Below are 26,946 nucleotides of genomic sequence, written 5' to 3'. Positions count from 1 at the left end.
CGGCGGCAAGCAATGTGCCCCGTTTGCTGCCCTTCACATCTTGGCATAGTGAACCGATGGGGGGCGGCAAAGCCGCTTGCCCTGGGTTGGGCTCCCATCCCTCTTCGTCCGAAGGCGCCAAGCCATTTGTTCTGTTCGTTGGAAGGATTGCGGAAATCCTCCCCGGACCGGCGCTATCCGGTGGCGGTCGACTCCCGTACCCGGTCGGGGGTGAAGGGCAGGTCGCGCAGGCGCCGGCCGGTCGCCGCGCGGATGGCGTTGCCGATGGCCGCGGCGGTCGGACCCTGCGCCGCCTCGCCGGTGCCGAGGAAGGGATCGCCGGGCCGCTCGACGATGTGGACGTCGATGCGGTCGGGCACGCTGGCGAAGCGCAGGATGGGGTAGCTGGCCCAATCCACCGAGGTGACTCGGGTGTCGTCGTAGGCGACGCGCTCGAACAGGGTCCAGCTCATCGCCTGGATGATGCCGCCCTCGGTCTGGTTGCGGATGCCGTCCGGGTTGACGATCTCGCCGCTGTCGATGGCGGCGGTGGCGCGGGTCATCCGCACCCGCCCGCTGCCGCGGTCCACCGACAGCTCCACCGCCAGCGCCAGATAGGCGGCGTGGTTCTTGTAGCGGGCGAAGGCGAAGCCATGGCCGAAGCCCGGCGCGGACGCGGTGCCTGTCCAGCCGAAGCGCTCCGCCGCCAGTTCGACCACCCGGCGGGCGCGCGGGTCCTCCAGATGGCGCAGGCGGAACTCCACGGGGTCGGCGCCGGCCAGCAGCGCCAGATCGTCCATCATGCTTTCCAGCGCGAAGACGTTGGCGTAGGCGCCGAGCGACCGCAGCGCCGACACCCGCAGCGGCATGTCGGGCAGGAAGTGCCAGAGGACGCGGGTGTTGGGGATGGCGTAGAGCGGGATGGCGTTGCGGTCGCCGTTGCCGGCGGGGGTGATCTGCATCGCCGCCGATTCCGCCGGGAAGGGCTCGGCCAGATGGCGCGCGGCCAGCAGGGCGCCGGCCCCGCCGGGGCGGGTGGTGTGGGTGTTGGACCAGACGTCGAAGGTCCAGCGGTCGATGCGCCCGTTCCCGTCCAGCGAGGCTGCCGCCTCGATCATCATGGCCGGTCCGTAGGGCTCCCCGGCATGTTCCTGCTCGCGCATCCACTGCACCCGCACCGGGCGGCCCGGCAGCTTGCTGGCGATCAGAGCGGCGTCCGCCGCCGCGTCGTCGGCGCCGTTGTGGCCGTAGCAGCCGGAGCCCTCCGTATGGATCACCCGCACCCGCTCCACGGGCAGGCGCAGCATCTCGGCGATGGCCTTGCGGTCGGGATAGACGCCCTGGGTGTGCGACCAGACGGTCAGCCCGTCCTCGCCCATCACCGCCACGCCGCAGGACGGTCCGATGGAGCCGTGGAGCTGATAGGGGCGGGTGAAGCGGGCACGCAGGCTGCGCGGCCCGTCCTCAATGGCGCCCGCCTCGCCCTTGGCGTCCACCGTGCCGACCTCCCGCTCCAGCCCGCGCAGCAGGTCGGGCAGGGGGGTGTCGCCGGGCAGGGTCGCCGTCTCCTCCCAGCGGGCGGCGGCGGCGAGGGCGCGCATCGCCTTGACCGCCCGGTATTCCTTGTCCGCCACCACGGCGAGGAAGTTCCCGTCGCGCAGCACGGCGGCGACGCCCGGCATCGCCTCCACCCCGGCGGCGTCGAGCGCGGTCAGCCGGGCCGCCGGGCTGGGCGGGCGGACGACGCGGGCGTGCAGCATCCCCTCCAGCCGCAGATCCTGCACATAGGCCGCGCCGCCGGTCACCTTGGCCGGAATGTCCACGCGGGGCAGCGGCTTGCCCATCACCGACAGCCGGTCCGGCGCGGTCAGCGGGGCGTCCGCCGACACCTCCACCGTCAGGTCCAGCGACGCGGCCAGCTCCCCATAGCCGAGCGTCCGCCCGTCCGGCGCCGTCACCCGCTGGTCGGCGAAGCCCAGCGCGTCGGCCGGCGCGCCGAGGCGCCGCGCCGCTTCCTCCGCCAGCAGGGCGCGAGCCTGGGCGGCAGCGGTGCGGATGGCGGAGCCGCTGTTCTGCATGGACTGGCTGCCGGCGGTGTAGCCCTCGTTCGGGGTGCGGGCGGTGTCGGCGGTGACCAGCGTGATGGCGGCGGGCGGGACGCACAACTCCTCCGCCGCGACCTGGAGAAGGGCGGTGCGGATGCCCTGGCCGAGTTCGGCCTTGCCGGTGAAGACGGTGATGGCGCCGTCCGCGCCGATGCGGACCCAGGCGTCGAGCCGGCGCGTTTGCGCGAGGCTGCCCGGAGCGGGCTTGGAAGGCCGGGCGCCACCGCCGCCCCCGGTCTGGGCGGGCAGGGGGCGGGCCAGCGACACGGTGACGACCAGGGCGCCACCGCCGGCCAGCAGGCCGCGGCGGCTCAGGGGGAAGGGGGTGTGATCGCTCATCAGCCGGCCCTCCCGTTCGGAGCGTTGGTTTCCGCGTGGCGCAGGGTGTCGGCGGCGCGGCGGATGGCCCGCAGGATGCGCATGTGGGTGCCGCAGCGGCACAGGTTGAACTCCAGCGCGCGGCGGATCGCGGCGTCGTCGGCGTCCGGCTGCTCCTGCAGCAACGCCTGCGCCCGCATCATCATGCCGGGGATGCAATAGCCGCACTGGGCCGCCTGCTCCTCGATGAAGGCGCGCTGCATCGGGCCGGGGGCCTCGGCGGTGCCCAGCCCCTCGACCGTGGTGACGGCGCGCCCCTGCATCAGCAGGATCGGCGTGACGCAGGACAGCACGGCGCGCCCGTCCACCATCACCGTGCAGGCGCCGCATTGGCCCAGCCCGCAGCCGAACTTCGCCCCGTTCAGCCCCAGATCGTCGCGCAGCACGTAGAGCAGCGGCGTGTCCGGGTCCGCCTCCACCCGCTGGGGGGTGCCGTTCACCGTGAGGTCGATCGCCATGATGGGCTTCCTTCCGTCAGTCCGGGCCGTCAGTCCGGGCATGCGTTCAGTCGGCGGCGCCGACGTTGCGGGGTGCCCGTTCGATGCCATCGGCGGGGCGGACCGCGACGTGATGCGCGCCGCTGCGCGTGTCGGCCACCAGCCGCTCCAGCCCATCCCACGGCGGCTGCTCGCTGAAGCGCCCGCGCAGGTGGCGCAGCAGGGCCACCATGTCGGCGTCGGACAGGGCGCCGCCGAAGGCCGGCATCACCGCGCTGACGGTGCCGTCGCCGGGCGGCAGGCCGAACAGCGTGACGTTGATAATGTTCTGGGGGGTGGACGCGTTCACCGCGGTGCTGAGCGCGAAGGGCAGTCCGCCGAAGGGAAGCGGCCGCCCGGATTCGTGGCAGGTGGCGCAGGCCGTGCGGTAGATCGCCTCGCCCCGCTCGTCGCCCCCGACCCTTCCGGTGTCCGCGGCGGGGGGACGGGCCAAGCCGTCGGCGGCGGGCAGGCTGGCGCCCGGCGGCGTCCCGGCGTCGGCGCTCAGGCGCGGAACCAGGGCTTGCAGGTCTTCGCCGCGGCGCAGGCGTTCGGCGGTGGGAGTGCCCATGCGGTCGGCGACGTAGGCGGCGATGGCGGCCACGTCGGCGTCGGGCAGCCCGGCGAGGTTGCCGGTGACCTCCGCCATCGGTCCGCGCGACACGCCGTGCGCCGGGTGCCAGCCGTGCCGCAGATAGAAGGCCAGACTGTCCGCCGTCCAGGGGACGGGCGCCGGGGAGTCCTGGTTGATGGGGTAGGCGGTCCAGCCCTCGGCCTCGCCGCCGGCCCAGGCGCGATCCTTGTCCACCGCGCCCAGCGCGTTGCGCGGGCTGTGGCAGGCGCCGCAATGGCCCAGCCCCTCCGCCAGATAGGCGCCGCGGTTCCAGACCTCCGGCTTGGCCGGGTCGGGGGTGAAGGCGCCCTCGCGGAAATAGAGCAGCTTCCACCCGGCCACCGCCATGCGGATGTTCAGCGGAAAAGGCAGGTCGTTGGCCGGCGCCTCCGCCCGCACCGGGGTGCGCGTCATCAGGTAGGCGTAGAGCGCGCGGTTGTCGGCGTCGCTGACCCGCGTGTAGTGGTCGTAGGGGAAGGCGGGGTAGAGATGCCGGCCTTCGCGGTCCACCCCGCGCCGCATGGCGCGGGTGAAGGCCGCCTCGCTCCACCGGCCGATGCCGGTGTCCTCGTCGGGCGTGATGTTGGTGGAATGGATGGTGCCGAAGGGCGTCGGCAGGGCCAGCCCTCCGGCGAAGGACCGTCCGCCCGGCACCGTGTGGCAGGCGATGCAGTTCCCCACCGCCGCCAGCCGCGCCCCTTCCGCCACCAGCTTCGGCGGAAAGCCGTCCGCCGCCGGGCGCGGCTGCGGCGGGATCGCCGCCTCCCACGCCCAGGCTACCGCCCCGGCGCCGAGCGCCAGCAGGACGGCGCCCCCGCCGATCAGACCTCGCCTGATCGAGTTGTGCCGCGTCCTGCGTCGCCCCATGCGCGCTCCTCCCACAATGCGAACAGGTGGAGCGGGGGATCGTTCTCGACGCTCACCGCTCCATGACCTCGTCGAGCGTGGCGGCGAGGTCGCCGGGCTCCACCGGCTTGTGCAGCAGGCGGCAGCCGATGGAGCGCGCTTCGCGAAGCCGCTCCGGCGCCGTATCGCCGGTGATGATGATGACCGGCACGTCCCACCGGCGGCGCACCAGCTCCGCCACCGTGCGGCCCGTCTGCCCGCGCGGGAGCCGGTGATCGGCAAGCACGACATGGGGACGGCTGCGCAGCCGGGGCAGGCGGTCGGCCAGTTCCTCCGCCGAGCCGACGGCGGTCACCCGCACGCCCCAGCGCTTCAGCAGCATGGTCATGGCGTGGCGCACCCGCTCGTCGTCCTCCACCAGAAGCACCCGCCGGCCCTTCATCCGTTCGGTCGGTGACGCCGTCGTCGTCGCAGTTGCCGTTGCGCTTGTGGCGACCGCGGCCATGGCGCGGGCGGCGGCGGTCAGGCGGCGGTCGGGGTCGGGGGGGAGGGTGGCGCGCGGTACGGTGACCGTGAAGACGGTGCCCCGGCCGACCTCCGACCGCAGGTCCAGCGCGAGGCCGAGCAGCCGGGCCATGCGGGCCACCAGCGGCAGGCCGAGGCCGAAACCCTTGGCCGCGCTGCGCTCCGGGTTGTCGAGCTGGTGGAACTCCTCGAAGATGGCGGCGCGGGCGTCGGGGGGGATGCCCCGCCCGTCGTCCCACACCTGGAACTCCAGCGCAGCGGGACGCCGCCGGCAGCCCAGAAGGACCCGCCGTCCATCCCCCCCGCCATGGCGGATGGCGTTGGACAGCAGGTGGGTCAGAATCCGTGCCAGCAACCTTGCGTCGGTCCGCACCGCCACGCCGCAGGGATGGACGTGCAGGCTCGTCCCCTCGGTCACCGCGCTCTCCCGGAACTCCTGGGCCAGATGGCGCATCAGCGCGTCGGGACGGAACTCCGTGATCGCGACGTCCACCGCACCGGCCTCCAGCCGGGCGAGGTCCAGAAGGCCGCTCAGCATGCCGCTCAGGCTGTCGATGGACGCCTGGAGCAGATCGGCCGCCTCCCGGGCCGCGGGGTTCGCGTCGACCGCGCCGCGCAGGATGTGGGTGTACAGCGCCGCCGCCTGGATCGGCTGGCGCAGGTCGTGGCTGGCGGCGCTCAGGAAGCGCGCCTTGGCCCGGTCGGCGCGCTCCGCCCTTTCGTAGGCGCGGCGCAGCTCCTCCTCACGGGCGGCGCGGCGGCCCTCGGAACGGTGCAGCCGGTCGTGGAGCCGGCTCATCTCGCGGCGCTGTTCGACCAGCTCGGCGGCCAGACGCGCGCTCTCTTCGACCAGACGGCTGGCGTCGCGCTGGAGACGGTCCGCGGTCCGGAGCCCTTCGGCAAGGTTGCGGTTCAGCACCTCCAGACTGTCACGCAGCGCCTTTCCCTTGGTTGGGCCGCTCCTGTCCGGTTTATCCGAATCCGCATTTTTTGGCATGGACGTCTCCACGATGGCCCCCGCTCACCGCCGCAAAACAACTTCCGGCTCAATGAATCCACCTGCGTCAGGTCACAACAGCGCAGAACAGGAATTGTTTTCGCGGGCATAACGATTCACGCGCGTGCAGGGTTCCTGATCATCATCCCAAGGGTGTCGATTGCAGAGCAGCGACACGCTGTGCCCAAAAGGGCGGCAGATTGTCGCATATGCGCCGGGTCCCGTTTGTCCGGGAAGCGGAGCGGACGGCACCAGAACGGTCGCTGCGCTGTTGAGTCCCAAGGCGCCGCTCCGGCGTCGACACGGGCACCATGAAGCAATCAGATGGAGTTTCAAGACGATACAGGAACCCGGCGACGAGGCAGGACGGCCCTGCGCCGTTGCTTCCGTGCGCTGGCACGGTAATTGCTTCGTAAGCAAACGGATGCGGGTTTCCACCATACGGGATGTTTCTTGACCTTGTTCGTTCGGCGAACAATCTAACGTCCTTGGCGCCTGCGCCGCCCGTGGCTGGTGCATTTGGAGGCAGGTTTGATCAACCCCATGATTACGGCCACCGCCGGTTGGTCCGAGGCGGTGGAGGAGCGGGCGCAGCGCCTGCTCCGTTATCAGGTCGGGACCGAAGGGCCGGACGGTGTCCCGGTGACCGTGCAGACCATGTTCGAGCGTTGCGGCTTCACGCCGATCGCCAGCGCCCGTTTCCTGATGTGCATCCCGCCACTGACCGCGATGCACGAACTGACCAAGACCGTTACGCGCTTCCGCATCGACGGAGAGGCCTGTCCGGACCCAGCGGATATGGCGAAGGCGGCCCTGTCCTTCGCCGGGCGTGCGGTGGCGGTGCATGAACTGCACCCGGAACGCCGGTTCGTCGCGGGCGTGATCTCCTCCCTCCTGGGGTTGCAGGGACCCAGCCGGCGGTAGCATCCGGCAAGGGGCCGGGACGGAGTCCGATCCATACGGAAACCCAAGGGCCGTGCGGTGTCGCGCGGCCCTTCGCCGTGCCGTGCCGGGGAGAATCCCCCATTCTTTAAAAGTTGTAACCGTCCTTTGGTTGCTCGTTCGGCGAACTCGCATTATCAGTGGTCGACTGTATGACCATGGGCTGGTCCCGCCAGTGCTTGGCCAGTTCCCCGGGCTCGGGCGAAGGAGGGTGCGGCGATGGACAGGAAGCCGGTCGATTACGGGCAGTACAGCATCCTGGTCATCGAAGATCAGCCCTTCGTGCGCCGGACCATCATGCAGATCCTCTCGCAGATCGGCTTCCGCTCGATCGCCGAGGCCGACAACGGGGAGACCGGCATGCGGGAATGCATCCGCGCCACCCCGGACGTGATCGTCTGCGACATCGACATGAAGCCGGTGTCCGGCCTCCAGTTCCTGGCCGAGCTGCGGGCCAGCGCGGAGGTGCGGAACCGCCGCACGCCGGTGGTCTTCCTGACCAACCACACGGAATCCGAAATCGTGAAGAAGGCCATGTCCCTGGGCGTCAACGGCTTCGTCGTGAAGCCGCCGTCCTTCGGCGCCCTGAAGGAGCGGGTGGACCGCCTGCTGGCCGGCAGGTGAGGGCGAGAATGGGGGGCGTGGTGCGGCGTGCGGTGCTGTGCGGTCTGGCGGTGCTGCCGCTGGCCGCCTGTTCGGGGGAGCCGGGCGAGTCCGACATGCGCAAGCTGGTGGAAACCCACACCAAGCGGGCGCTGGACGGCCAGGGGCAGGGCGGTTTCCGCGGCTTCGAGGGCTTCCGCAAGCAGGGCTGCGTCGACACCAAATACCGCAACGGCGCCCCGAAGCCGGACGACAAGCAGTATGATTGCTATTACGCGGCGACCTTCGCGCCGCAGCCGGGTGCCGCGGCGATGACGGTCAACGGCAAGGGCCGCTTCACCCGCACCGACAAGGGTCTGACCTTCGAGGATCTGGGAGCCCAGCCGCGCTGATATGGCAACACTTCAGCGCTGTCTGGAAAAGGAAACGGCCGGTCATGACCCTGTCATGAACCGGCCGCGTCAGATGGTGGAAGGGGCTGGATTTGAACCAGCGTACGCTTACGCGGGCAGATTTACAGTCTGCTGCCTTTAACCACTCGGCCACCCTTCCGCTGATGCTTGACGCGACCATCGGAGACCTGCCGTTCATCGGGCCTTGCTTGGCCTTCCGTCCGGCGGGTGGCGTTATCTAACGGGTGGCGGCGCTCCGGTCAAGCGGCTTTCTTCACTTCCGGCGCATCTTTGTCCGGGCAGCGTCGTTCAGGCCCCCTCGCCGCGGGCCACGCGGGCCAGGGCGCTCAGCGGGTCACCGTCCTCCGCGCTGAAGCAGGCGCTGAAGTCGTCGCACACCTCGCAGTTCGGGGATTTGCAGAGCATCAGCCCCTCGCGCTCGCAGAGCTGGCGGTAGAAGAACTTCTTCCACTTCATGTCGCCGCTGTTCAGCGCGACCAGCGACGGGAAATGGCGGCGGAACATGGCGTTCAGCTCCCGCCGGTTGGCGAAGCCCATGTCCTGCCAGAGATGGTTCGGCCCCAGCGTGCGGCGGGCGACGATGGCGGCCAACCACTCCTCCTCGACCATCCCGGCGGCGCGGTGGTCGAGCAGGAAGGCCCGCAGGTCCTCCTCCTCGATGGCGTCCTCGCCGCTGCCGTCGGGCAGGGTGGGGAGAAGGTGAGCGAAGCCCGCCGCGTGCCGCCGGATCAGTTCGGCCAGCGCCTCACGCGCCAGCCCCAGGGAGGCGGTGACGCCGCCGGGATGCTGCGCGGCCAGCCCGACGATGCGGCTGAACAGCAGCCGGTCGAGGGCCGGGCCATCCGGAACGCCGTCCAGGGCATTGGCGGGCGGGTGGAGCGAGAAGACCGCGGGGTCGGCGATGTCGGCAATCATGGTCGGCGAACTCCCGCATCGGGGGGTTGTTCGGTCATGACCATGATGGTGGATCAAATTCCCGCAACTGCGAAGTGGTTTTTTGCGGGTGCGTTGTCGAGGCCTGCCCGGCATCCGCCTCAGCCGTTCAGGACCTCGGCCGTGAAGCGCTCGAAGAAGCCGTCGATGACGCGGTCGGCCTTGGCCTTGACCAGCTTGACCGCCAGCCGGCCGACGGCCCCGCCCAGCGCCGCCGCAAGGGTGAAGGACAGGTCGGTGTGGCCATCCACCTCCTCCAGCGTGATGCGGGCCTCGCCCTTGACCGCCCCGGCGAGGCCGCCCTTGCCCTCGGCGTAGAGGATGTAGAAGCGTGGCGCGTCCTCGGGCGCCACCCGGACGTTGCCGGCAAAGCGCGCGTTCAGCGGCCCAACCGTGGCGCGCACGCGCGCGGTGTATTCGGTGGGCGACAGGCGGTCCATCTCCTCCAGCACCGGGATGCAGCGTTGCAGCACGGCGGGATCGCAGAGCGCGGTGAAGACCCGCTCGCGCGCCGCCGGAATCCGGTACTGGCCGTTCAGTTCCATGAATCACCTGTTGTTGGTCGGGAACGCCAAGCGATTTGGTGTATGGATGACCCGCTTCCAAGACGCGCAATCGAGCACGGAGGGCGACAAACATGCGGCAGGCCGTCACGACGCTGACCACCCGGACCCGCGGCCAGGGCCTGTTCGAGGTGACCGAGCCGGTGGCCCGCTGGGTCGCCGCCCAGGGCATGGAGAGCGGTCTGCTGACTGTCTTCTGCCGGCACACCTCGGCCTCTCTGGTCATCCAGGAGAACGCCGACCCGGACGTGCGCAGCGACCTGGAGCGCTTCTTCAAGCGGCTGGTCCCGGAAGACCCGGCGCTCTACGATCACACGATGGAAGGGCCGGACGACATGCCCGCCCACATCCGCAGCGCGCTGACCACGGTGCATCTGTCTGTCCCCGTGCTGGAGGGGCGGATGGCGCTGGGCACTTGGCAGGGGATTTATCTGTTCGAGCACCGCACCCGGCCCCACGACCGGACCCTGGCGCTGCATCTGCTGGGCGAATGAGGGCCAGGCGCCCGCGCGTCTACCCCAGCCAGCCCGCGACATGGGGTTCGAGCCACCAGAAAAGGGCGACGGCGGCGACCAGCCAGATCCCGACCATCAGCGCGGCGGCGGCGTAGCTGACCGGTCGGGCGGCCAGCCGGGCGGCGGTGGCGCGGTGCTCCTCCAACACCGCCGCCGGGATCAGACGGATGACCAGCAGGATGCCGAGTGGCACGATCAGCAGGTCGTCCAGATAGCCCAGGACCGGCACGACGTCGGGGATCAGGTCGATGGGGCTGAGCGCGTAGGCCGCCACCGCGGCGGCGGCCACACGGGCGTACCACGGCGTCCGCGGGTCACGCGCCGCCAGATAGAGCGCGATCACGTCGCGCTTGATCCGCCGCGCCCAGCCCTTCGCCGCCGCCAGCATCGCGAGCCGTCAGCCCGCCGCCGGGACGGGAGCGGCGGACTGGCGCAGCCGTTCCAGCAGCGTCTTGGTGGCGAAGCCGTCCGGCACGGCGCCGATCGACTGCTGGAAGCGGCGCACGGCGTTGCGGGTGTTGGCGCCGACGATGCCGTCGGCCGTCCCCGGCTCCATGCCCAGCGAGGCCAGCCGCTCCTGAAGCTCGATCCGCTCGTCGCGGCTCAGCGCCGGCTCGTGGCGCGGCCAGCTTCCCTGCACGCCGGACCGGCCGGCGAGACGGTCGGACAGCAGCGCCACCGCCAGCGCGTAGCTGGTCGAGGGGTTGTACTTCATGATCGCCCGGAAGTTCTCCCGGACCAGGAAGGCCGGTCCCTGCGCGCCGGCGAGCATCAGGACGGCGGCCCGCTCCTCCTCGCCGCCGCTCAGCTCGCCGCCGGTGACCGGGCGGACGCCGAGGCGGCGCCATTCGGAGACCGGTTTGGTGATGTTGTATTCGGCCTGCTCGTAGGGGAAGCCGGCGGGCAGCGTGACCTCCTCGCCCCAGCGCTCCCCGGTGCGCCAGCCGTTGGCCTGCACGAACTTGGCGGTGGAGGCGAAGACGTCGGGCAGGCTGCCCCAGATGTCGCGCCGCCCGTCGCCGTCCTCGTCGGTGGCGTGCTTCAGGAAGATGGTCGGCATGAACTGGGTCTGGCCCATGGCGCCGGCCCAGGAGCCGCTCATCCGCTCCGGCGGGATGTCCCCGCTGTCGAGGATGCGCAGGGCGGCCAGCAGCTCCGTCCGGAAATAGCTGGCGCGGCGGCCCTCATAGGCCAGCGTGGTCAGCGCGTCGACGACGGAGAAGCCGCCGGTGAAATTGCCGAAGTCGGTCTCAACGCCCCAGAAGGCCACTAGGATCTCCGCCGGGACGCCGGAGCGCTGGCTGATGCGGCGCAGCAGCGCGCCGTTGTCCTGGATGCGCTGGCGCCCGGCCTGGATGCGGCGGTCGTTGACCGCGCTGTCCAGATACTGCCAGGGCTGGCGGTTGAACTCCGGCTGGGAGGAATCCAGCTCGACCACCCGGTCCGACAGCTTCACGTTGGCGAAGGCGCGGTCGAAGGTCTGGGCGCGGATGCCCTGGCCGAGCGCCTCGGCGCGCAGGGCCTTCAGCCAGTCGGCGAAGCTGACGGCGGGCTGGACCGGGGCCACGCTGGCCGGGGCGGCGGCGGACGCCTTCGCGGTTCCGGACGTGGTGGTGGCCGACACGGGCGGCGCGCCCGTCGTCTGGCAACCGGCCAGGATCGTGGTGGCGAGCAGGAGGCGGACGGGAAGGGACAGCAGGGGGCGCATGCGCTCTCGTGACCATCAGGGAAAAGCTGTGCCGGAGCCTAGGACGGACGGCCCTTTCACTCAACGGACAAGTTCAGGGGGCACGGCCCGAATAACCGTTCAAGCAGCCTGGGCTTGACCGTGAACAAAACTTGAACAAGCGGGCTGAAATCCCCATATCCAGGGCATTCCGAAACCAGAGACGAGACGTTCGCGGCCCGCCCCCCGGCGTGCCGCCGAGAGGGTTCGCCATGCCGTATTTTCCGACCATCGAACTCACCCCGCAGGTGTCCCTGCTGCTGGCGCGGGGGGCTCTGCGCCTGAATCCCGGCCAATGGGTGCGGGGTCCGAAGGGGCATGGCCGCTACCTGCGCACCGACCCGCGCAGCGGCACCACCTATGTGAGCTGGCTGCGCCCCGGCGACGACTGGGAAACCGCGTCGCAGCGCTTCAGCCGGGCCTGCCGGAAGGGATTCATCGGGCGCTACCGTGGCGGCTACGAGGCGGAGAAGGCGCGTCGGGAGATGGCCCGGCTGATCGCGGACGCGGACCAATCGGGTGGCGCCGCACGGCGGGACGAGCGGCAGCCGACGCTGTTCTAAGGCGGGAACGCACGCGTCCAGGGAGAGCAGAGGCTTGGCCGAAGGGACCATCAACGCCATCCGCATCGGCTGCGCCGGCTGGAGCATCCCGAAGCTCTCCGCCCCGGCCTTCCCGGCGGAGGGCACGCATCTGGAGCGCTACGCCCGCGTCTTCCCGATGACCGAGGTCAACAGCCGCTTTTACCGCCCGCACAAGCCGGAGACCTGGGAGCGCTGGGCGGCCTCGGCGCCGCCGGACTTCCGCTTCGCGGTCAAGCTGCCGCGCGCCATCACGCACGAGCAGCGGCTCAAGAACTGCGCCGCCCCGCTGGAGCATTACCTGCACGAGGTCGGGCATCTCGGCGACCGGCTGGGGCCGCTGCTGGTGCAGTTGCCGCCGACGCTGCGCTTCGAGCCGGCGGTGGCCGGCCCCTTCTTCGCGGCCCTGCGCGAGCGGTTCGCCGGCCTCGTCGTCTGCGAGCCGCGGCATCCGAGCTGGTTCGCGGTGGAGCCGGACCGCCTGCTGATCGACCACGCCGTGGCCCGCGCCGCCGCCGACCCGGCCCCGGTGCCCGCCGCGGCGGAGCCGGCGGGCTGGGACGGTTTCCGTTACTGGCGCCTCCACGGCTCGCCGGTGATGTACCGCAGCGCCTACCCGCTGGACGTGCTGGACCGGCTGGCCCGGCGCTTCCGCGAGGAGGCGCGGGAGCGGCCGGTCTGGTGCGTCTTCGACAACACGGCGGACTTCCACGCGGTCGACGACGCGCTGACGCTGATGAGCCGTTTGGGTGCCTCCACAGGTCAGAGAGACAAGCCCGGCGCCTGACCGCTATCGTTGCGCGAACGCAAGCGCAGCCGGGACGGTCGGGCATGGACGTCATTCTTCTGGTGCTGATCGGGGCCATCGTCGCCCACCGGTTCAACCGCCGGCTGACGGCGCAGGAGCGCGAGATCGCCCGGCTGCGGCAGGCGCTGGAGCGGGTGCAGGGGCCGGCGGCGGTCGACGCCGCGCCGGTCGAGGCTCCCGTCGCGGACACCGCCGTCATGGTGGAGGCTCCGCCGGAGCTGCCGATTCAACCGCCGCCGGAGCCCTCGCCACCCCCGCTGTCGGTGTGGAACCGGCTGGAGGACGCGCTGGCCGGTCGCTGGCTGATCTGGCTTGGCGGGGCCACGGTCGCCCTCGCGGCGGCCTTCTTCATCAAGATGTCGATCGAGCAGGGCTGGCTCGGCCCCAGCGTGCGCGTCGCGCTCGGCCTGCTCTCCGCCGCGGCGCTGATGGTCGGCGGTGAATGGCTGCGGCAGCGCGGCGGAGGAGCGGAGGCGGGAGGGCGCGATCCGGTGCCGCCGGCCCTGACCGCGGCCGGGCTGTTCACCGGCTTCGCCAGCGTCTATGGCGGATATGTGCTCTACGACCTGTTCGCCCCGCCGCTGGCCTTCGCGCTGCTCGGCGGGCTGGCGGCGCTGGGCATGGCGCTGTCGCTGCTCCAGGGACCCTACATCGCGGCGCTGGGGCTGCTCGGCGGCTTCGCGACGCCGCTGCTGGTCTCGTCCATCGGCGGATCGGCCTGGGGGCTGTTCGCCTATCTGCTGGCTCTGTCGGGCGCCGGCATGACGGTGGTGCTGTGGCGCGGCTGGCGCTGGCTGGGGCTGGGCACGCTGGTCGGGGCGGCGGGCTGGGTGCCGGTCTGGTACGTCGGCGGCTGGAACCCCGGCGACGCCCTGCCGGTCGGGATCTACCTGCTGCTGACCGCCGGGCTGTTCCTGATGCCCGCCCTGCTGGCCGGGTCGGTCGAGGCGATGCCGCGCACCACACTGTTCGACATGCTGCGCTGGAGGGGACGCCCGCGCGCCGACCGTCTGGCCGTGGCGGCGGTGGCGGTGCTGGGGCTGCTGATGGCGATGCTCGTCACCGTGGATGGGCACCGCGGCGGATCGCTGGTGATGCTCGCCCTGTTCGGGCTGCTCTGCGTCGCGGCGGGACGGCGGATCGAGCGGATCGCCGGCGTCGCCTGGATCGGCGCGCTGGCGGTTCTGCTCGCCTTCGCCGGCTGGACGGTGCCGCGCTGGCCTCTGCCGCCCCCCGCCGTCACCGCCGACGGGCACCCCATCGTGCCATCGCCCGGTTCGGAGTTGCCGTTCCAGTCCGGGCGGTTCCTCTGGGCGGTGGGCGGCTTCGCCCTGCTGTACGGGATGTGTGGCTTCATCGCCCTGTGGCGGTCGGCGCGGGCGGCGCTGTGGTCGTCGCTGGCGGCCTGGATGCCGGTGGTGCTTCTGGCGCTCGCCTATTGGCGGCTGGACCCGCCGCAGGCCGACACGCTGTGGCCGGTGGCAAGCCTGGCGCTGGCGGCGCTGTTGGTCGCCGGAACCGGCCCGCTGGCCCGCCACCGCCACCAGCCGGGTGTCAGTCTGGGGCTGGCCGCCTTCGCCGCCGGGGCCGCCGGGGCGCTCAGCCTCGGCGCGGTCATGATGCTGCGCGAGGCGTGGCTGACCGTGGCGCTGGCCGCGCAGGTGCCGGTGCTGGCGTGGCTGGAGCGGCGCATGGGGCTGCGCTCGCTGCGCGCGGTGATCCTGCTGGTGGCGGGCGCCGTCCTGGTCCGGCTGGCACTGAATCCGTCCGTGCTGGAGTATGGGGAGGACGGGCTCGGCTGGATCGTCTACGGTTACGGCCTGCCGGCGGCGGGCTTCTTCCTGGCCGCCCATTGGCTGCGCTCCGCGCCGGACGGCAAGGGCGACGACGGGGTGGTCGCGCTGCTGGAGGCTGGCGGGTTGGCCTTCGTCACGCTGCTGCTGTCGCTCGGCATCCAGGCGCTGACCCGCGGCACGCTGGACGAGCCGCCCGACACGCTGCGCGAGGTGGCGCTGCACACGCTGGTCTGGCTGGCGCTGGCCCTGCTGCTGGCGACGGGGCGGCGTTGGCGGACGCGGCCCGTGGCGGTGTGGGGGCGGCGCATTCTGGCCGGGCTGGCGGCGGTCCAGGCGGCGGCGCTGCATCTCGTCGCCCTGAACCCGCTGTGGAGCGACGAGGCGGTGGGCGCGTGGCCGGTGGCGAACACGCTGCTGCTCGCCTATGGGCTTCCGGCCCTGCTCGGGCTGCTGTTCCTATGGGTGGAGCCGCTGCCGGCCCGCCTGCGCCCGTGGGTCGCGCTGCTGCCTCTGGTTCTGCTCGGCACGAATTTGGCGCTGGAGATCCGCCACGCCTTCCAGGGGCCGGTGCTCTCCGGCCCGGACCTGCCGGACGCCGAATGGTACGGCTATTCCGCCGGCTTCCTGGTGGCGGCGGTGCTGATGCTGGTGGCCGCCCTGCGGTACCGGCTGGGCTGGCTGCGCCACGCCGCGATGGCGCTGATCCTGGCGGTGGTCGCCAAGGTCTTCCTCAGCGACATGGCCGAGCTGGGCGGGCTCTACCGCGTCGCCTCCTTCCTCGGGCTGGGGCTGAGCCTGATCGGCGTCGGCTATCTCTACCGCCGGCTCCAGGGCACTGCGCCGCAGGGAGGGCAAACAGTCGCCTGAGCGAACGGTCGGGTTGACAGGCGGCCCCTCTCGCGCTCCGATGGTGGAAACGAACACAGAAAAGCCAGGGAGGCCCGCAACCATGACCAACCCCATCGCCCATCCCATCCTGCCCAACGGTGACAGCGGCTTCACGGTGGAGGCCGCGTCGATGAAGTTCGGCCGCGGCATGCTGGCGGAGGCGGGGAACGATGCCAAGGCCATGGGCATGCGCCGGGTGGCCCTGTTCACCGATCCCCATGTGGCCGGGATCGCGCCCTTCGCGGCGGCGCTGGACTCGCTGAAGGCGACCGGGCTGGACGTCGCCGTCTACGACCGCTGCGCGGTGGAGCCGACCAGCGCGTCCTTCCTGGAGGCGGCGGACTTCGCCCGTGACGGCCGGTTCGACGGCTATGTCTCGGTCGGCGGCGGGTCGGTGATCGACACGGCCAAGGCGGCCAACCTCTACGCCACCCACCCGGCGGACTTCCTCGCCTACGTCAACAAGCCGCTGGGCGAGGGGCGTCCGGTGCCCGGCCCGGTGAAGCCTCACATCGCTTGCCCGACGACCTGCGGCACCGGCAGCGAGACGACCGGCGTCGCCATTTTCGACCATGTGGAGATGCGGGTGAAGACCGGCATCTCCTCCCGCTACCTGCGTCCCAATCTGGCGCTGGTCGACCCGGCCACCATCGACAGCCTGCCGCCCGGCGTCATCGCCTCCACCGGCTTCGACGTGCTGACCCACGCCATCGAGAGCCACACCGCGCGCTCTTACCGCTCCCGCCCGAAGCCCGACGCGGCCAACCCGCGTCCTCCCTACCAGGGCGCCAACCCCTGGTCGGACATCGGCAGCCTGCAGGCGATCCGGCTCGGCGGGCAGTATCTGGAGCGCGCCGTCAACGACACGGCGGACGAGGAGGCGCGCGACGCCCTGATGTTCGCGGCGACTTTGGCCGGGCTGGCCTTTGGCAACGCGGGCGTGCACATCCCGCACGCCATGTCCTATTCCGTCGCCGGGATGAACCACCGCTTCACGGCGCGCGGCTACGAGAAGGCCAACCCGATGGTGCCGCACGGCATCTCGGTGGTGCTGAACGCGCCGGCCGCCTTCCGCTTCACCGGCTCCGCCGAGCCCGAGCGCCATCTCCGCGCCGCCGAGGCGCTGGGGGCGGAGGTCCGCGACGTGTCGCCCGCGGATGGCGGTGCCGTTCTGGCCGCCCGGCTGATCGCCATGATGCGCGCCACCCATTTGCCCAACGGCCTGTCGGCGCTCGGCTACGGCGCGGCGGACATCCCGGATCTGGTGCGCGGCGCGATGGCGCAGCAACGGCTGCTGACCATCGCGCCCCGTCCGGTGACGGAGGAGGACCTGCGCGGGCTCTACGCCGACGCCATGACCTACTGGTGAGCGCACCAGCGGGCGGCCCCTTCCTGTGGGAAGAGGCCGCCCGTACCGGTGTTACGGACGGTTCGGATAGAGGCCGACGGTGGCGATGCAGACGGTCTGCCCGATGGCCGGGGACTGGGTGGAGACCTTCTGGGTGGCGCCGGCCGAGGCGGGCGCGACCGCCACGGTGCCGCCGGTGATGCCGGTGTTGGGAACCGTGATGGAGCCGCTGGCCGTGCCGGCGACCTTGGCGCCCGTGCCCGGGCCGCTGGTGTTGTACGGTCCCTTCAGGGTGACGCCGGCGCCGCCGTCGTCGAGCGAGGTCTCACCGAGGTAGACGGTGCCCGAGGTCGGGGCCGACACCGGGGTGCCGCCGTTGGTGACGGGAAGGCTGACATCGCCGGTGAAGGGAACGGTGGTCGAGCCGCCCGAACCGCCGCCGGTGCCGGTGAAGGTGGCGGTGTGGGTGTGCGGCTGCAGCGGCACCTGGGCCGCCGACAGCAGAAGCTCCTGCTGGCCGACCTTGGCGCCGATGGCGATGTTCGCCAGCCCGGGGCCGGTGCCGGACCCGATGGCGGCGCGGCCGCGCAGGTCGGGGATGCCGAAGAGATCCGCGTTGTTGCCGCCGTAGCGGTAACCGATCAGGGCGAACAACGCCTGGTTCTCGCGGACCGCCAGCGTGCGGCCGTCGGCCACCACATAGCCCTGCGGGCACCAGTCGAACGAGTAGGTGCAGATGGTGCCGATGTAGGGCTCCACGTTGCAGGCGGCGGCGGGGGTGCTGAACAGGGCCAGGCCGCCGGTCATCGCAAAGGCGGCGGAGAGGAGAATCTTGCGCATGGTGGGTCCTCGGCGTTGGAAGGGTTCGGATTCCGGGTCCGCGATCCGTTACGGACGGTTCGGGTAGAGGCCGTTGGCGACGATGCAGACGGTCTGTCCGATCGCCGGGGACTGGGTGGAGACCTTCTGGGTGGCGCCGGCCGACGCGGGGGCGACCGCCACGGTCCCACCGGTAATGCCGGTGTTGGGAACCGTGATGGAGCCGCTGGCCGTGCCGGCCACCTTGGCGCCGGTGCCTGGGCCGCTGGTGTTGTACGGTCCCTTCAGGGTCATGCCGGCGCCGCCGTCGTCGATCGAGGTGTCGCCGAGGTAGACGGTGCCCGAGGCCGGGGCCGACACCGGGGTGCCGCCGTTGGTGACGGGAACGCTGACGGTGCCGGTGAAGGGAACGGTGGTCGAGCCGCCCGAACCGCCGCCGGTGCCGGTGAAGGTGGCGGTGTGGGTGTGCGGCTGCAGCGGCACCTGGGCCGCCGACAGCAGAAGCTCCTGCTGGCCGACCTTGGCGCCGATGGCGACATTCGCCAGACCGGGGCCGGTGCCGGACCCGATGGCGGCGCGGCCGCGCAGGTCGGGGATGCCGAAGATGTCCGCGTTGTTGCCGCCGTAGCGGTAGCCGACCAGGGAGAAGAGAGCCTGATATTCGCGGACCGCCAGCGTCCGGCCATCGGCCGGGATGTAATTGCGGGGGCACCAGTCGAACGCGAAGGTGCAGACGGTGCCGATGTACGCCTCGTCGTTGCAGGCAGCGGCGGGGTTGCTGAACAGAGCCATCCCGCTTGCCATCGCAAGCGCGGCGGTGAAAAGAGCCTTGCGCATGATGTGTCCTTCGCGTTGGGATTGTTTTTTGAGTTTTGACGACTGGTTGTCACACAAGTGAATGATTTTCTTTTTTCACGAATTTATTATCTCATAACCCTCTTGGGTGGTTAAACGACATTTTTATACAAATTTATTCATAGTTGGGTCTGTTCTGTAATCGACACGCAAAGCGTGCAGTGTCGGCAGAAGAGCGGCCGGTCGGCCGGACGGCGGCCCCCTGGGGCACCCCCTCCGCGCGGGTCCGGCGTCCGGAACACGATCGGACGGGGCACGTTGTTCCGTAAGGGCCATCGGGATGGAGGCTCGGGGGCGGAGGCATGGCGCCAACATCATGAAAATCATCATCTTCGGACAATCCATCAGCTCCTCCTGGGGCAACGGGCACGCCACCCTGTGGCGGGGGCTGGTCAAGGCCTTGGCGCGGCGGGGCAATCGTGTCGTCTTCCTGGAGCGCGACACGCCCGAACGGGCGGAGCACCGCGACCTGTGGGACATCCCCGGCGGGGAGCTTCTGCTCTACGACCGCTGGGAGGATGTGGCGGAGGCGGCGCAGCGTCACGCCGACGAGGCGGACGTCGCGATGGTGACCTCCGGTTGTGCGGACGGGGCGGCGGCCTCCCACCTCGTGCTGGGGTCGACGGCGCAGCGCACGGTCTATTACGACCTCGACACGCACATCACCCTGTCCCGCTCCGAAACGGGGGAGCGGCCGGCCTATCTGCCGCCGGAGGGGCTGGGCGGATTCGACACCGTGCTGAGCAGCACCGGCGGGCAGGCGCTGGAGGCGCTGAAGACGCAATTGGGCGCGCGGTTCGTGGCGCCGCTCTACGCCTGGGTCGACCCGGACCTGCACCGTCCCGCCGATCCGGTGCGGCGCTATCTCGGCGACCTCTGCCACCTCGGCGCCTGGGTCGAGGACCGGCGGGCGGCGCTGGAGGCGCTGTTCATCGAGCCGGCCCGGCGGCTGGGAAGGCGGCGCTTCGTCCTGGCCGGCGGCGGCTATCCGGACGACGCGTCCTGGGGACCCAACATCCAGCGCGTCCGACATCTGCCGCCGGCGGAGCACGCGGCCTTCTTCTGCTCCTCCACCCTGACGCTGAACGTGACGCGCCAACCCCTGAAGGCGATGGGCTGGTGCCCGTCCGTCCGGCTGTTCGAGGCGGCGGCCTGCGGCGTTCCGGTGATCTCCGACGAATGGGAGGGGATCGGCGCCTTTTTCGAGCCGGGGCGCGACATCCTGGTCGCGCGGGAAACCGACGACGTGACCACGGCGCTGATGCTGCCGCGCGGCCACCTGGCCACGCTGGCCCAGCGCGCGCGGTCGCGCGTTCTGGAGGAACACACGGCGGAACGGCGCGTGCGGGAGTTGCGCTCCATCCTCGACATCAAGGGGGGCGGCGATGATTGATCCGACGTTCCCCGGTTGCCCGGATTGTTTCTGTTGGAAGTAAGCCGCCCTGGGCGCTCTGGCCGTCCGGTCGGGTTCCCGGTTCCGAGGTCGGCAACCCGGTGCAGGACGGCTATCCCTTCCGCGAGTCGATCCACTTCCAATACCCCGGTTACCCGAAGCCCGTTTTCGTAGAAAACAAGGAGGGGGCTATGGCAACAGGACTGTCCCGATTCCGGCTGTTCTCCGGGCCGTCAAGAGGACGGAGAGAAAGAAGAGCGTGCGTCAGACAATAAGTTCCAATGAATAACACCACAGGGACATGGGATGAACGAAGCGGTGATGCGTAGCAACAGGCCGGCTGGAAAACGTCACCCCAGCGTCGGCGTCCCTTCGGGCCTTCGTTTTCCGGAGGTGGCGCGATGGCATTGACCATCCTCACCGTGGCGTCGCCCTTCGCCCCGGTCGGCGCCGACCCGGAGAACGACGGCACGGCGGAGCAGGTGGCCGGCGCCATCGACGCCGCCCTGGTCCGCGCCGGGCACCGCTCGGTCGTCATCGCGCCGGAGGATTCGGCGGTGGCGGGAACGCTGATCCCGCTGGCGCGCGTCCATGGCGGGGCGCATGGGCAGGCGCCGGACGAGCGGGCGCAGGCCGCCGTTCTGAGGCGCGTCGCCACCGTGGTCGCCGGAGCGGTGGAGGACCACGCACCCGACCTCGTCCACATCCATGTCCGGGACTTCGACGCCCTGCTGCCGCCGCAGGACGTGCCGGTCCTGGCGACGCTTTACGAGCCGCTGGACCGCTACCGGCCGGAGGCCCTGATGTCGCGGCGGGCGAAGCTGCATCTCCAGCCGGTGTCCGCCGCCCAGGTGCGCGGGGCCTCGCCGGGGCTGACCTTCCTGCCGCCGCTGGAGATCGGGGTGGCGGTGGACCGCCTGCACATCCGCGTGCCGAAGCGCCGCTTCGCCGTCTGCCTGGGCGACATCGAGCCGGAGATGGGCTTCCACATCGCGCTGGACGCGGCGCGGCAGATCGACATGCAGCTTCTTCTCTGCGGCGGCCTGTCCCGCGGCGCGGAGGAGCAGCGCTACCTTCAGGAGGAGATCCGGCCCAGGCTTGACCCCAAGCGCCGCTTCCTCGGGCGGATCGGCTTCGGGCGCAAGCGCTGGATGCTGGGGGCGGCGCGCTGCCTGCTGGCGCCCAGCCTGATGTCGGAGCCGACCCCCGTCGCGGCGCTGGAGGCGCTGGCCTGCGGCACCCCGGTGGTGGCCTTCCCGACCGGAGCCCTGGCCGACCTCGTGGAACCGGGCGTCACCGGCTTTCTGGTCAAGGACGCCGAGGAGATGGCCCGCGCCATCGAGGACTGCGAAGGCTTGGACCCCGACGCCTGCCGCGCCGTCGCCCGCGCCCGCTACTCGCTGGACGGCATGACGGAACGCTATCTGGCGCGCTTCGAGGAACTGGTCGCGGGAGGGACGGCGGCAGCGGCGGGGGTGGCGTAGCGCCCCTTCCTTTACGGCTTGGCTCCATAGAGCTTGGCCATCGACAGCTGGTCGGCCAGCCGCCCGTCGATCAGGCTGTGACGGCGGGCCGCCGCCTCCTCCTGGAAGCCGTGCTTGGCGTAGAAGCGCCGGGCGCGGCCGTTGTGGCCGAACACCCAGAGCGACAGCCGGTGCAGCCGCCGCGCCCGCACCCAGAGGTCCGCCGCGGCGATCAGGCGTCCGCCGACGCCCAGCGCCCAGAAGTCCCGGCGCACCGCCAGCCCCAGGCCGGCCTCGTGCGCGGTGCGGGCGTAGGCGCCGGTCCACAGCGACAGCGACCCGGCGATGGTCCCGTCGGCGATCGCCAGCAGGGTGGCCGTCCGGTCGCCGATCCTCTGTTCGGCGAGGAAGCGCCGGGCCGCCGCGACGTCCGGCAGGGATTCGGCGGCGCTGCGCATCAGGAAGTGGGTTTCGCTCCGCACCGCGTGGTCGTAGGCGAGGTAGGCGGCGGCGTCCGCCGGCAGAGCGGGACGGATCTCCAGCCGTCCGATCCGCTCTTGGCGTGGCGCCTCGATGGTCGGGCCGAGGGCCGGAGCGGGCCATTCCGGAATGCCCTCCGCCCCGATGATCTTGCCCATCAGCCGCTCGCTGCGCCACGCGCCGTTGACGCGCAGGACGTCGCGCATCAGCCCCTCGTCGAGGAAGCCGAGCCGTTCGTAAAGGGACAGGGCGCGGCTGTTGCTTTCGGCCACGGTGAGTTCCAGCCGGTGCGCGCCGGTCCGCCGCGCCCAGCTCTCCGCCGCGGCGAACAGCGCGGTGGCGACGCCGCGTCCGTTCCAGTCGCGCCGCACCCCGACCGCCAGGGTTACCGCACCGCGGTTGCGGCGGAACCGCCCGCCATGGGCGCTGAGATAGCCGACGAGATCCGCGGGACGGTTGCCGGCGGTCTCGGCGACGAAGATGGTCGAGTTGCCGGACGCCTGCAAGGCGGTGAGGTCGCGCGCCCAGAAGGGCCGCTCGCCGGGCTCGCGCAGGAGGAAATCGCTTTCCGCGTCGATCCGCGCGACCAGGGCCAGCAGGGCGTGGCGCTCGCCGGGCCGGGCTTCGCGGATGGAAAAGCTGCCGATGGTCTGGCCGATGGTCTGGATGTCCCGCATGGCGCGCAGCCTAGGCCCGCCCAGGGGCAATGGCAAAGCGGTTGTTGCCGTATGGCCGGCGCGGCTATCGTCGCGCCATCGTGAGACCTGGAGTTGCCATGCCCACCGTGACCGTCCGTCCGGCCATCGAGGCCGATTGCCCGACCATTCTCCGCTTCGTCCGGGAACTCGCCGAATTCGAAAACGAACCCCACGCCGTGAAGGCGAGCGAGGCGGACTTCCGGCGAGACGGCTGGGGCGAGCGTCCGGTGTTCGAGGCGCTGATCGCCGAACTGGACGGGGAGCCCGTCGGCTTCGCGCTGTGCTTCCGCAACTATTCCACCTGGGAAGGGCGGGCCGGTCTGTTCGTAGAGGATCTCTACGTCACCCCGGAAGCGCGGCGCTATGGCGTGGGCCGCAAGCTGCTGGCGACGGTGGCGAAACTGGCGGACGAGCGGGGCTGCCGCCGTGTCGACCTGAATGTGCTGCACTGGAACCCGGCGCGCGATTTCTATCTGCGCATCGGCTTCAAACAGATGGAGGAGTGGCTTCCCTACCGTCTCACCGGCGATGCGATCGCGGCACTGGCCGCGCAGGCGGATGAGGCTTGAGGGAACGTCGGTATCTGACGGTTCCGGTGGGCTGACGGTCGGGGCTTGTTGACGGCCCCGACCTCATCGCCACCACGCGGTACTTATGCCTTGGTCCTGCGGAACCCTCAGGCGGCCTTGGCCAGCATCGCGGCGTTCAGCAGGTCCAGGTAGCCGGACCGCTCCTCGCGCAGGGTGGACAGCAGGTCGGCGAGGCTTTCGCGGACGAAGGGGTCGTTCTGGCCGTCGATCCGGTTCTGCGCCAGCTGGATGAACTCATCGACCAGGGCGATGTGAACGCGAGAGGACGAGGTAATCTGTTCGGTGGTGGTGGCGATCAGCATTTTAAAACTCCGTTTTGTCTTGTGTGTTCGTGATGTCTCTATTTGGCCATGTCCCGGTTAACGACTTACTAACGGGGGCTCCGCGGGGCTGGTGTCTTGAGGGGTAATCCCGCGACCGACAAATATAGGGAGATTTTACCCGGAAGGATTACCACTTTTCTTGAAATGAACGGACGCTTTTCTGAGGCTGTGAGACTTTTCAAGGACTTCCGGCGAAGGTCGTAGCGGCCGGACCGTCATAGGCGGGAGGGAGGCGGAGCCTTAACGGTGGCGTCCGCAAGCCTTAAGCCGCCGCGGCGGGGTGTTAACAGGCCGTCCCGCCGGGCGGAGTACATCCTTTGCGGGGCCCGGTGCGCCGGGCGTAGCTCCTTACGCGGCGCGCGGCAGCCGGGCCGCGGCGTGGTCGATGCGGTCGGCGCGCTCCAGCGCCTGGGCGACCAGATCGTCGAACAGATCGTTGACCAAGGCCGACAGGCGCACCGGCGCGCCGCCAAGCTGCGGCCCTTCCATCAGCAGGGAGCCTTCCTCGCCGGGGCCGACCACGCGCCAGCCCTTCGCCGTCATCTCGGCGACGCGGGTCTTGGCGATGAAGGCGCGGACATGGTCCATGGCGAAATCGCTCATTCGAATCTCCCAGGGCTGGAGAGGGGCAACGGGATGGGGGGATAGGGCGGCGGGGCCGGTCACGCAGAAACGGTAACGCAGGAAACGGAACGCAACAAGAACAAATTCGGCCGGACCCTTGCCCAAAGGGGATTCCGCGTTGATTCCCCTTGCCCGGCGGGCGATTCGGGAAAAAATTCGCTGACCGGAACGATGTTCGAACCGACGAGGACCTGACCATGACCGGCAAGACCGGGATGCGCACCGAAACCGACAGCTTCGGACCGATCGAGGTTGCCGCCGACCGTTACTGGGGCGCCCAGACGCAGCGCTCGCTGCGCAACTTCCGCATCGGCGGTGAGCGCATGCCGCCGGCGCTGGTGCGCGCGCTCGGCATCCAGAAGAAGGCGTCGGCGCTCGCCAACATGGCGCTGGAGGTGCTCGACCCCCGGCTGGGCCGCGCCATCGTCGAGGCGGCGGAGGAGGTGATCGACGGCACGCTGGCCGATCATTTCCCGTTGGTGGTCTGGCAAACCGGCTCCGGCACCCAGACCAACATGAACGCGAACGAGGTCATCTCCAACCGCGCCATCGAGGCGCTGGGCGGCGAGATGGGGTCGAAGAAGCCGGTCCACCCCAACGACCACGTCAACATGGGGCAGTCGTCCAACGACAGCTTCCCCACCGCCATGCACATCGCCGCGGCCGAGCAGATCCACCACGAGCTTCTGCCGGCGCTGGAGCACCTGCACGCGGCGCTGGCGGCGAAGGCGGCGGAGTTCGCCGACATTGTGAAGATCGGGCGCACCCACCTCCAGGACGCCACGCCGCTGACCCTGGGGCAGGAGTTCTCCGGCTACGCCGCCCAGATCGCCTACGGGATCGAGCGGGTGAAGGCGTCGCTGCCGCAGCTCTACCGGCTGGCCCAGGGGGGCACGGCGGTTGGCACCGGGCTCAACGCCAAGACCGGCTTCGCCGAAGCCTTTGCCGCGGAGGTGGCGTCGATCACCGGGCTGCCCTTCGTCACAGCCGAGAACAAGTTCGAGGCGCTGGCGACCCACGACGCGCTGGTCGACGCCCACGGCAGCCTGAACACGCTGGCGGTGTCGCTGATGAAGATCGCCAACGACATCCGTCTGCTCGGCTCCGGCCCGCGCTGCGGCATCGGGGAGATCGCGCTGCCGGAGAACGAGCCCGGCTCCTCCATCATGCCCGGCAAGGTGAACCCCACCCAGTCGGAGGCGATGACCATGGTCTGCGCCCAAGTGATGGGCAACCAGACCACCGTCAGCATCGCCGGCGCCACCGGCCATTTCGAGCTGAACGTTTTCAAGCCGGTGATCGCCTACAACGTCCTCCAGTCGATCCGGCTGCTGGCCGACGCCTGCAACAGCTTCACCGACAACGCGGTGGTCGGCATCGAGGCGAACCGCGAGCGGATCGGCCAGTTGCTGAACGAGAGCCTGATGCTGGTCACAGCGCTGAACCCGCACATCGGCTACGACAACGCGGCGAAGATCGCCAAGAAGGCCCACAAGGAGGGAACGACCCTGAAACAGGCCGGCGTGGCGCTGGGCCTGCTGACCGAGGAGCAGTTCGATCAGTGGGTCAAGCCGGAAACCATGGTGAAGCCCCGGTGAGCGGGGCTGCGCGCCATCCATGAAGAAGCGCTCCGTCCTCATCGCCGGGCACCCGACCAGCGTCTCCCTGGAAGAGGAATTCTGGGAGGCGCTGAAGGGCCTTGCGCAGGCGCGGGGCATGTCGGTCAACGCGCTGATCGAGGAGATCGATTCGACCCGCAGCGGCAACCTGTCGAGCGCGATCCGCGTCCATGTGCTGAACGCGGTGCAGGGGCGGGGGTAGGGGACCCGAAACCCTCGCCGGGGCGCCCCTGGACAGGCGGCGGGGGGACGGCTACACCCTTGCGCCGGACCGTCCCCTTTCCCCCGTGCCAGAGTGTCCGCCCGTGACGCCCGATATCACCGTCCTCGACACCGTTGCCTTCCTGTGGTTCCTCGCCTGCTGGGCGGGCTTCACGCTGATCCAGGACCACATGCTGGGCGGGCGCATGGTCGTCAACCAGCATCTGAAGAAGGTGCGCCGCCACTGGATGGAGCGGATGCTGGAGCGCGACAACCGCATCATGGATTCACAGCTCGTCGGCCACACGATGCAGAGCTGCACCTTCTTCGCCAGCACGAACATGCTGGTGCTGGCCGGTCTGGTCGGCGCCTTCGGCGCGGTGGAGAACGCCCACAAGCTGGTCGGCACGCTGTCCTTCACGGTGCAGACCACGCGCGAGTTCTTCGAGCTGAAGATGCTGCTGCTCGTGGCGATCTTCACCTTCGGCTTCTTCAAATTCACCTGGGCGCTGCGTCAGTACAATTACTGCTGCGCCCTGATCGGCTCCGCCCCGTTGCCACCGGTCCCGGCGGAGGAGAAGACCGCGATGGCGGACAGCATCGCCGCCGCCATGACGCTGGCCGTCAAGGCGCTGAACGGCGGCATGCGCGCCTATTACTTCGCCATGGCGGCGCTGGCCTGGATGCTCGGCCCTTGGTTCTTCATGGTGTCCACCGCGGCGGTCATTGTCGTCCTGACCCGCCGGCAGGGCTTCTCCGCGACGGAGAAGGTCATCCGCGTACAGGCGGATGCGCTGGAGAAACGCAAACGGCCATGATGCACGTTTTTGGCGATAAATATGTTAA

Annotated in this window: 26 protein-coding genes, 1 tRNA gene and 1 pseudogene; 14 read left to right on the top strand and 14 right to left on the bottom strand. The window is 70.4% G+C overall.

Features of this window, described 5'->3' with window-relative positions:
- Positions 1-173 precede the first annotated feature (173 nt).
- Genes ABAZ39_RS09360 through ABAZ39_RS09345 form a run of 4 tightly spaced genes read right to left on the bottom strand, consistent with a single transcriptional unit; the run spans position 174 to position 5,841 of the window.
- Positions 174-2,423 (bottom strand): xanthine dehydrogenase family protein molybdopterin-binding subunit, encoded by a 2,250-nt coding sequence (locus ABAZ39_RS09360; protein ID WP_038528816.1) that lies wholly within the window; start codon positions 2,421-2,423, stop codon positions 174-176.
- Entirely contained in the window at positions 2,423-2,920 is a 498-nt protein-coding gene (locus ABAZ39_RS09355) for a (2Fe-2S)-binding protein (protein WP_038528813.1), read from the bottom strand. Before ABAZ39_RS09355 ends, ABAZ39_RS09360 begins: the two co-directional genes overlap by 1 nt.
- A gap of 46 nt (positions 2,921-2,966) precedes the next feature.
- On the bottom strand, positions 2,967-4,418 hold the full coding sequence (locus ABAZ39_RS09350) for a cytochrome c (protein ID WP_051657898.1): 1,452 nt from the start codon (positions 4,416-4,418) through the stop codon (positions 2,967-2,969).
- A 52-nt stretch (positions 4,419-4,470) separates the two neighbouring features.
- The gene (locus tag ABAZ39_RS09345) at positions 4,471-5,841 is read right to left on the bottom strand and encodes an ATP-binding response regulator (protein ID WP_051657897.1); all 1,371 of its coding nucleotides are present in this window, start codon (positions 5,839-5,841) and stop codon (positions 4,471-4,473) included.
- Positions 5,842-6,462: 621 nt separating this feature from the next.
- Here ABAZ39_RS09345 and ABAZ39_RS09340 point away from each other — a divergent pair.
- From ABAZ39_RS09340 to ABAZ39_RS09330, 3 genes are all read left to right on the top strand, one after another.
- Positions 6,463-6,843 (top strand): hypothetical protein, encoded by a 381-nt coding sequence (locus ABAZ39_RS09340; protein WP_137102623.1) that lies wholly within the window; start codon positions 6,463-6,465, stop codon positions 6,841-6,843.
- Positions 6,844-7,080: 237 nt separating this feature from the next.
- On the top strand, positions 7,081-7,485 hold the full coding sequence (locus tag ABAZ39_RS09335; RefSeq protein ID WP_038528807.1) for a response regulator: 405 nt from the start codon (positions 7,081-7,083) through the stop codon (positions 7,483-7,485).
- Between the two features lie 8 nt (positions 7,486-7,493).
- A complete protein-coding gene (locus tag ABAZ39_RS09330) occupies positions 7,494-7,856 on the top strand; it encodes a hypothetical protein (protein ID WP_038528804.1) in 363 nt (120 codons plus the stop codon).
- A gap of 74 nt (positions 7,857-7,930) precedes the next feature.
- Here the strand turns inward: ABAZ39_RS09330 and ABAZ39_RS09325 are convergent.
- The 3 genes from ABAZ39_RS09325 to ABAZ39_RS09315 form a co-directional block, all read right to left on the bottom strand.
- Positions 7,931-8,016: transfer RNA gene (locus ABAZ39_RS09325), tRNA-Tyr, on the bottom strand.
- A 149-nt stretch (positions 8,017-8,165) separates the two neighbouring features.
- A complete protein-coding gene (locus ABAZ39_RS09320; protein WP_038528801.1) occupies positions 8,166-8,792 on the bottom strand; it encodes a nitrogen fixation protein NifQ in 627 nt (208 codons plus the stop codon).
- A gap of 119 nt (positions 8,793-8,911) precedes the next feature.
- Positions 8,912-9,355, bottom strand: coding sequence for an SRPBCC family protein (locus ABAZ39_RS09315; protein ID WP_038528798.1), 444 nt, complete (start codon positions 9,353-9,355; stop codon positions 8,912-8,914).
- A 92-nt stretch (positions 9,356-9,447) separates the two neighbouring features.
- On the opposite strand from ABAZ39_RS09315, the gene ABAZ39_RS09310 reads away from it, so the two are divergent.
- Complete coding sequence (locus ABAZ39_RS09310; protein ID WP_038528795.1) at positions 9,448-9,867, top strand: secondary thiamine-phosphate synthase enzyme YjbQ; 420 nt, start codon at positions 9,448-9,450, stop codon at positions 9,865-9,867.
- A 19-nt stretch (positions 9,868-9,886) separates the two neighbouring features.
- Here ABAZ39_RS09310 and ABAZ39_RS09305 read toward each other — a convergent pair.
- Both ABAZ39_RS09305 and ABAZ39_RS09300 read right to left on the bottom strand, forming a co-directional pair.
- Positions 9,887-10,270: pseudogene (locus tag ABAZ39_RS09305) on the bottom strand (YkvA family protein); the annotation flags it as partial.
- A 15-nt stretch (positions 10,271-10,285) separates the two neighbouring features.
- Positions 10,286-11,596, bottom strand: coding sequence for a lytic murein transglycosylase (locus ABAZ39_RS09300; RefSeq protein ID WP_038528789.1), 1,311 nt, complete (start codon positions 11,594-11,596; stop codon positions 10,286-10,288).
- A gap of 230 nt (positions 11,597-11,826) precedes the next feature.
- Between ABAZ39_RS09300 and ABAZ39_RS09295 the strand changes: the two genes are divergently transcribed.
- From ABAZ39_RS09295 to ABAZ39_RS09280, 4 genes are all read left to right on the top strand, one after another.
- Positions 11,827-12,177 (top strand): hypothetical protein, encoded by a 351-nt coding sequence (locus ABAZ39_RS09295; RefSeq protein ID WP_038528786.1) that lies wholly within the window; start codon positions 11,827-11,829, stop codon positions 12,175-12,177.
- Positions 12,178-12,211: 34 nt separating this feature from the next.
- Positions 12,212-12,982, top strand: coding sequence for a DUF72 domain-containing protein (locus ABAZ39_RS09290; protein WP_038528783.1), 771 nt, complete (start codon positions 12,212-12,214; stop codon positions 12,980-12,982).
- Positions 12,983-13,026: 44 nt separating this feature from the next.
- Positions 13,027-15,666 carry a DUF2339 domain-containing protein gene (locus ABAZ39_RS09285; RefSeq protein WP_038528781.1) on the top strand — a complete coding sequence of 880 codons (2,640 nt, stop codon included), beginning with the start codon at positions 13,027-13,029 and terminating at the stop codon, positions 15,664-15,666.
- An 82-nt stretch (positions 15,667-15,748) separates the two neighbouring features.
- Positions 15,749-17,056 carry a hydroxyacid-oxoacid transhydrogenase gene (locus ABAZ39_RS09280; protein WP_038528777.1) on the top strand — a complete coding sequence of 436 codons (1,308 nt, stop codon included), beginning with the start codon at positions 15,749-15,751 and terminating at the stop codon, positions 17,054-17,056.
- Between the two features lie 51 nt (positions 17,057-17,107).
- On the opposite strand, the gene ABAZ39_RS32930 is transcribed toward ABAZ39_RS09280, so the two are convergent.
- Both ABAZ39_RS32930 and ABAZ39_RS37475 read right to left on the bottom strand, forming a co-directional pair.
- Positions 17,108-17,875, bottom strand: a complete 768-nt coding sequence (locus ABAZ39_RS32930) for a phage tail protein (RefSeq protein ID WP_051657896.1) — start codon at positions 17,873-17,875, stop codon at positions 17,108-17,110.
- A gap of 48 nt (positions 17,876-17,923) precedes the next feature.
- Positions 17,924-18,691, bottom strand: coding sequence for a phage tail protein (locus ABAZ39_RS37475; RefSeq protein ID WP_038528774.1), 768 nt, complete (start codon positions 18,689-18,691; stop codon positions 17,924-17,926).
- Positions 18,692-19,025: 334 nt separating this feature from the next.
- Between ABAZ39_RS37475 and ABAZ39_RS09265 the strand changes: the two genes are divergently transcribed.
- Positions 19,026-20,102, top strand: a complete 1,077-nt coding sequence (locus tag ABAZ39_RS09265; protein ID WP_038528770.1) for a CgeB family protein — start codon at positions 19,026-19,028, stop codon at positions 20,100-20,102.
- A gap of 401 nt (positions 20,103-20,503) precedes the next feature.
- Positions 20,504-21,586, top strand: a complete 1,083-nt coding sequence (locus ABAZ39_RS09260; protein WP_038528767.1) for a glycosyltransferase — start codon at positions 20,504-20,506, stop codon at positions 21,584-21,586.
- A gap of 11 nt (positions 21,587-21,597) precedes the next feature.
- Here ABAZ39_RS09260 and ABAZ39_RS32925 read toward each other — a convergent pair whose 3' ends face one another.
- Positions 21,598-22,722 (bottom strand): GNAT family N-acetyltransferase, encoded by a 1,125-nt coding sequence (locus tag ABAZ39_RS32925; protein WP_051657895.1) that lies wholly within the window; start codon positions 22,720-22,722, stop codon positions 21,598-21,600.
- 98 nt (positions 22,723-22,820) lie between these two features.
- Between ABAZ39_RS32925 and ABAZ39_RS09245 the strand changes: the two genes are divergently transcribed.
- The gene (locus ABAZ39_RS09245; protein ID WP_038528764.1) at positions 22,821-23,312 is read left to right on the top strand and encodes a GNAT family N-acetyltransferase; all 492 of its coding nucleotides are present in this window, start codon (positions 22,821-22,823) and stop codon (positions 23,310-23,312) included.
- 107 nt (positions 23,313-23,419) lie between these two features.
- On the opposite strand, the gene ABAZ39_RS09240 is transcribed toward ABAZ39_RS09245, so the two are convergent.
- Both ABAZ39_RS09240 and ABAZ39_RS09235 read right to left on the bottom strand, forming a co-directional pair.
- Positions 23,420-23,635, bottom strand: coding sequence for a hypothetical protein (locus tag ABAZ39_RS09240; RefSeq protein ID WP_038528762.1), 216 nt, complete (start codon positions 23,633-23,635; stop codon positions 23,420-23,422).
- Positions 23,636-24,004: 369 nt separating this feature from the next.
- Entirely contained in the window at positions 24,005-24,259 is a 255-nt protein-coding gene (locus ABAZ39_RS09235; RefSeq protein WP_038528759.1) for a hypothetical protein, read from the bottom strand.
- A gap of 218 nt (positions 24,260-24,477) precedes the next feature.
- On the opposite strand from ABAZ39_RS09235, the gene fumC reads away from it, so the two are divergent.
- From fumC to ABAZ39_RS09220, 3 genes are all read left to right on the top strand, one after another.
- Positions 24,478-25,878, top strand: a complete 1,401-nt coding sequence (gene fumC / locus ABAZ39_RS09230) for a class II fumarate hydratase (protein WP_014239902.1) — start codon at positions 24,478-24,480, stop codon at positions 25,876-25,878.
- Positions 25,879-25,897: 19 nt separating this feature from the next.
- On the top strand, positions 25,898-26,101 hold the full coding sequence (locus ABAZ39_RS09225) for a ribbon-helix-helix domain-containing protein (protein ID WP_014239903.1): 204 nt from the start codon (positions 25,898-25,900) through the stop codon (positions 26,099-26,101).
- A 103-nt stretch (positions 26,102-26,204) separates the two neighbouring features.
- Complete coding sequence (locus ABAZ39_RS09220) at positions 26,205-26,918, top strand: DUF599 domain-containing protein (RefSeq protein ID WP_014239904.1); 714 nt, start codon at positions 26,205-26,207, stop codon at positions 26,916-26,918.
- Positions 26,919-26,946 lie beyond the last annotated feature (28 nt).

Origin of the sequence: Azospirillum argentinense (assembly GCF_000632475.1) — a bacterium.
GTDB classification, from domain to species: domain Bacteria; phylum Pseudomonadota; class Alphaproteobacteria; order Azospirillales; family Azospirillaceae; genus Azospirillum; species Azospirillum baldaniorum.
Note: the sequence above shows the minus strand (reverse complement) of the source record. Positions and strands in the feature narration are given on the sequence as shown.